Source organism: Corynebacterium sp. HMSC064E07 (genome assembly GCF_001815745.1).
Taxonomy (GTDB): domain Bacteria; phylum Actinomycetota; class Actinomycetes; order Mycobacteriales; family Mycobacteriaceae; genus Corynebacterium; species Corynebacterium jeikeium_D.
In genome coordinates this window covers 1-4,612 of record NZ_KV821823.1, presented here as the reverse complement: position 1 = coordinate 4,612, position 4,612 = coordinate 1, and the positions used below count along the sequence as shown (strand labels likewise).

Annotated in this window: 1 protein-coding gene and 1 tRNA gene; both read right to left on the bottom strand. The window is 62.9% G+C overall.

Annotation, left to right across the window (positions count from 1 at the left end; translation table 11 throughout):
- Positions 1–93: 93 nt before the first annotated feature.
- Positions 94–166, bottom strand: a tRNA-Arg gene (locus tag HMPREF3053_RS07835).
- 232 nt (positions 167–398) lie between these two features.
- Complete coding sequence (locus HMPREF3053_RS07830) at positions 399–4,070, bottom strand: phosphoribosylformylglycinamidine synthase (protein WP_070767544.1); 3,672 nt, start codon at positions 4,068–4,070, stop codon at positions 399–401.
- Positions 4,071–4,612: the final 542 nt, after the last annotated feature.

The window sequence follows — 4,612 nt, the reverse complement described above, 5'->3', positions numbered from 1 at the left end:
CGCCGAGCCAGACACACATTTTGTCGTTTAACCCACCATCGATAAGTCAGGCAGACAAAAAGACCCGCACCTTATCGGCGCGGGTCTGCATTGTGCGCCCGAAGGGATTCGAACCCCTAACCTTCTGATCCGTAGTCAGATGCTCTATCCGTTGAGCTACGGGCGCATTTTGTTGTTATTCAGCGACTCTGGGGTAATCCCCTCGGCCCCTGCAACGAATAGATACTTTACTCATCCTGCTAAGTTTTACAAAATCGCCTGTTCAAGCAACCTTTTCGGCACTTATTCAAGTACATATTCGTTGCACATTAACAACAGGTTTCGTAGCGGTTACCCCGGCCTATCCGAACAGGACCGACCGAGGTACCCCTGACCGAGGTAACGAAGAAACCGAGGAACTACTCGCCGCGGACCCAGCGGACAGCGTTGCCAAAGATGTCCTGCTCACCAATGCCCGGAATGTTGCGCATCAGGCCTTCGCGGAAACGCTCCGGGTGGCCCATCTTGCCCAGAATCCTGCCGTCAGCACTGACAATGCCCTCAATGGCGTAGGAGGAACCGTTCGGGTTGGCTGGCGCTGTCATCGTCGGCACGCCCTCGGCATCGCCGTCGGCATCGACGTACTGGAAAGCGACCTGACCGGCCTCGAACAGGCGGCGGGCCTCGTCCTCGGAAACCACGAAACGGCCCTCACCGTGAGAAACCGGCATGAGGTGGGTCTGGCCTGGCTCGAAACCACGCAGCCACGGGGAATTCACGGTCGCGACGCGAGTAGTAGCGATGCGGGAAACGTGACGCAGCTGGCGGTTGTGGGCCAGGGTCGGCGAGTCCTCGCGGAGCTGCGCAGGGTCGCCGTACGGCAGGAAGCCGGACTTGACCAGCGCCTGGAAACCGTTACAAATACCGAGCACAAGACCGTTGTCGGCCACGAACTCCTTGACGGCGGCTGCGACATCGTCGGAACGCAGGAACGCGGCGATGAACTTGGCGGACCCGTCCGGCTCATCCCCCAGGGAGAAGCCACCGGAGAACGCCAGGATGTCGGCGTCCTGAAGCTTCTCGATGAACGCCTTCGTGTCCTCCGCCAGCATTGCCGGGGTCAGGTTGCGGATAACGTGGAACTCGTAGGTAGCGCCAGCTGCGACGAATGCTTCGGCCATGTCGTATTCGGAGTTGGTACCCGGGAAGACCGGCAGCAGCACGTGGACATCCTTCTTGCCCGGGCTCTGCAGGTCGGTCTCGGTTTCGTTTACCTGGTTGGCAAACTCCGGCAGGGCCTCGCCCTCGTACTCATTGAGTGGGAAGACGTCACGGTAACCGGACTCCATCGCTTCCAGAGCCTCAGCGACCGTGAAGGACTCCGCACCGAAGCGCAAGGTACCCGACTCGTCGGTGGCACCAATCTTCACGGCCCCCGCAATGGCCCCCTCAACAGCACCCTCAACAGCCTGACCAGCTGGAACAGCCACAACGATGGAACCCAGCGGAGCCTCCGGAAGGGATGCCTCCAGGCCCACGCCATTGCCCACAGCCATGTTGACCAGAGTCGCGGCCAGATCCGCGTTGGTCACAGCCGAAGCAGCAGCCGGACGCAGCTCGCGCACAGCAGCAAACAGTTCATTGAGCTGCTCGTAGTTCGGTTCCCCGGACTCGAGCGGCTTGTGCGCAAACAGGTAGAGGTCGAAGTTACCGGCCGGGATTGCAGCGGACACAGCGTCGGTTTCGTCCATTGCAGCGACCGCAAAGGTCACCAGTGTCGCCGGCACGTGCAGATCCTCGCCGTAGGTGCCGGACATGGAGTCCTTACCGCCAATGGCCGCAACCTGGAAGCCATCCTGAGCCTCCAGCAGGCCAAGCAGAGCCTGCGCAACCTCGCCCCAGCGCTGCGGATCCTGGTCCAGGCGCTGGAAGTACTCCTGCACACTCAGCCAGGCACCGCGCGGATCGCCACCGGCCGCTGCGAGCTTAGCCAGTGCCTCCACGACGGAGTAGGAGCCCATGAGGTACGGGGACTCGTCGGCAAGCGATGGCGAGTAACCCCAAGTCATGACGGACGCGGTGCTCGTGCCGCCATCGACCGGCAGCGTCTGGATCGACGCCTGCTCGTCGGTCTTCTGCGTCGCGCCACCGTACGGCATGAGCACGGTGGAGCGGCCGACGGTCGAGTCGAACTGCTCGATCATGCCCTCCTGGGAGCCCGCCGTCGCCGCACGCAGCGACTCCAGCACGCTCGCCGGTGCCTGCTTTACGACGCCGCCCTCCGCAGCAACCATCTCGACATTCTGGGCGCGGTCAGCGCCGTTGGTGTCGATGAACTCACGGGAGAGGTCGAAGACAACCTCGTCGCCCATGAACATGCGCAGACGGCCAGTGTCGGTGATGTCGGCCAGCGCGACGGCCTCAATGTTCTCCTCGGCAGCGGCGGCGATGATGAAGTCGGCATCCTCCGGGCGCACGACCAGCGCCATGCGCTCCTGGGACTCGGAAATCGCGATTTCGCGGGCATTCAGACCGGCGTACTTCAGCGGCACGCGCTCGAGGTGAATGTCAATGGAGTCAGCCAGCTCACCAACCGCAACGGACACGCCACCAGCGCCGAAGTCATTACAACGGACGATCTTGGTGGCGACATCCTCGCGGCGGAACAGGCGCTGAATCTTGCGCTCGTTGACCGGGTTACCCTTCTGCACCTCGGCGCCGGAGCGGCCCAGCGAGTCCTCATCGTGGGCCTTCGACGAGCCGGTCGCACCGCCGACGCCGTCACGGCCGGTGCGGCCACCGAGCATGATCACCACATCGCCCGGCGCAGGTTCGAGGCGCTTGACGTTGTCTGCCGGGGCAGCGGCGACGACGGCACCGAGTTCCATTCGCTTAGCGACGTATCCCGGGTGGACCAGCTCGCGCACACCAGTGGTGGCCAGACCGATCTGGTTGCCGTAGGAGGAGTAGCCGGCTGCGGCGCGGGAGGAAATATCGCGCTGCGGCAGCTTGCCCTCGAGGGTCTGCTCGCGCGGAGTGTTGATGTCACCTGCGCCGGACAGACGCATGGCCTGGTAGACCCAGGAGCGACCCGACAGCGGGTCGCGGATAGCGCCACCGAGACAGGTGGAGGCGCCACCGAACGGTTCGATCTCGGTCGGGTGGTTGTGGGTCTCGTTCTTGAACATAAGGAGCCACTTGCGGTCATCGCCCTCGACGTCGACGTAGACGGAGCAGGCGTTGATTTCTTCGGAGACTTCCTGGTCATCCATGACACCCGTGCGACGCAGTTCGCGGCCCATGATGGTGCCCATGTCCATCAAGGAGCGTGGCTTGTGCGTGCGACCGTTGAGCTCACGCAGCTCGTCGTAGCGACGCAGCGCGCGATCCAACTGCGCGGCAAAGCGCGGCTCGTTGTTCTCGATGGAGGTCAGCTCGGTGTTGAAGGTGGTGTGGCGGCAGTGGTCCGACCAGTAGGTATCCAGCGCGGACAGCTCTACCTCGGTCGGAGTGCGGCCCTCGGAGCGGAAGTAATCCTGGATGGTCTTCAGGTCGGCCAGCGACATGGCCATGCCGTCGGCTGCGAGCAGCTCGGCCAGGCCTTCGTCATCCAGCTCGGTGAAGCCCGGGTACTCCTTCAGCGGCTCAATCTCGCCCATGCTCGGACGGCGCAGGACGCTCAGGTTCTTCTCCCCCGATTCGACCGGGTTGATGAGGAAGGAGCGCACGGCGTCATTCACCGGAGCATCGAAAACATACAGCGTTGCCGAGGTGATCTGCGCCTGCGTTTCCGGGCGGAGCAGGCGCAGGGCCTGCTCGGCGGCATCGGCACGCTGGTCGTACTGGCCAGGAAGCGGCTCGACAGCAAGGTAGTTCCCCAGCTCGGCGGGGGCCGGGAGCTCGACCAGCTCGTCGACACGCGAATCAGCAACTACCGACTCACGCAGCGCGACAAGATCCTCCTCCGTCGCATCGAAAGCATCGTAGAGATAGTAGATTGCCACCTCGCCGTCCTGGCCGATCGAGGACAGCAGCGTAGCTTCCTCATTGCGGAACTCGGGCTTACGGCGAACGGCTAGACGGGCGTCCATCAAGGCTCCTATCGAAATACGGGGAGGGCAACCGGGGTCTAAGTCTATTGCAACTGTTCAGGATAGGAAAATGTCCCCCGGTGCGCGGGGCGGCGCGGGGCGGCGCGGGGCGGAGGCCCCGATTGACCAAGTACAAGGCCAGGCTAATCGGATTCAGCCGGGCAAAGGCTGCGCGGGGGTGTTGGAGGTACGGCCGTGGCTGCTCAAGGAGGTGGCGAGTCGGTCGGCAGGTCCGGGTTGGTGCCTGTTGCTGCGCTTTGCTACCTGTTGCTGCGCGTTGTTGAAGCAAGGGAGCTGGTTCGTTGTCTTATCGATGCATAGTTCACCCATCGATTCGCTATAGCCTGGCCACAAGTGAACAACGCATCGACAAGTGCACACGTAGCACCCACAGCGCGCGCATAAGTGGCGCAAAACCATCGACAGGCCACGAGAAACCATCGATAAGTGACCGAACCCTGGCCACAAGTGAAGGACCGCGCTGCCCCGCCCCGCAATGCCCCGGCTCGCGCGGGTTAAGTGACAAAAAGTGTGTCTGATTT

What these genes read in the sequence shown, in the direction of transcription:
- HMPREF3053_RS07830 (WP_070767544.1), bottom strand. Translation starts at nt 4,070, where the DNA reads ATGGACGCCCGTCTAGCCGTTCGCCGTAAGCCCGAGTTCCGCAATGAG.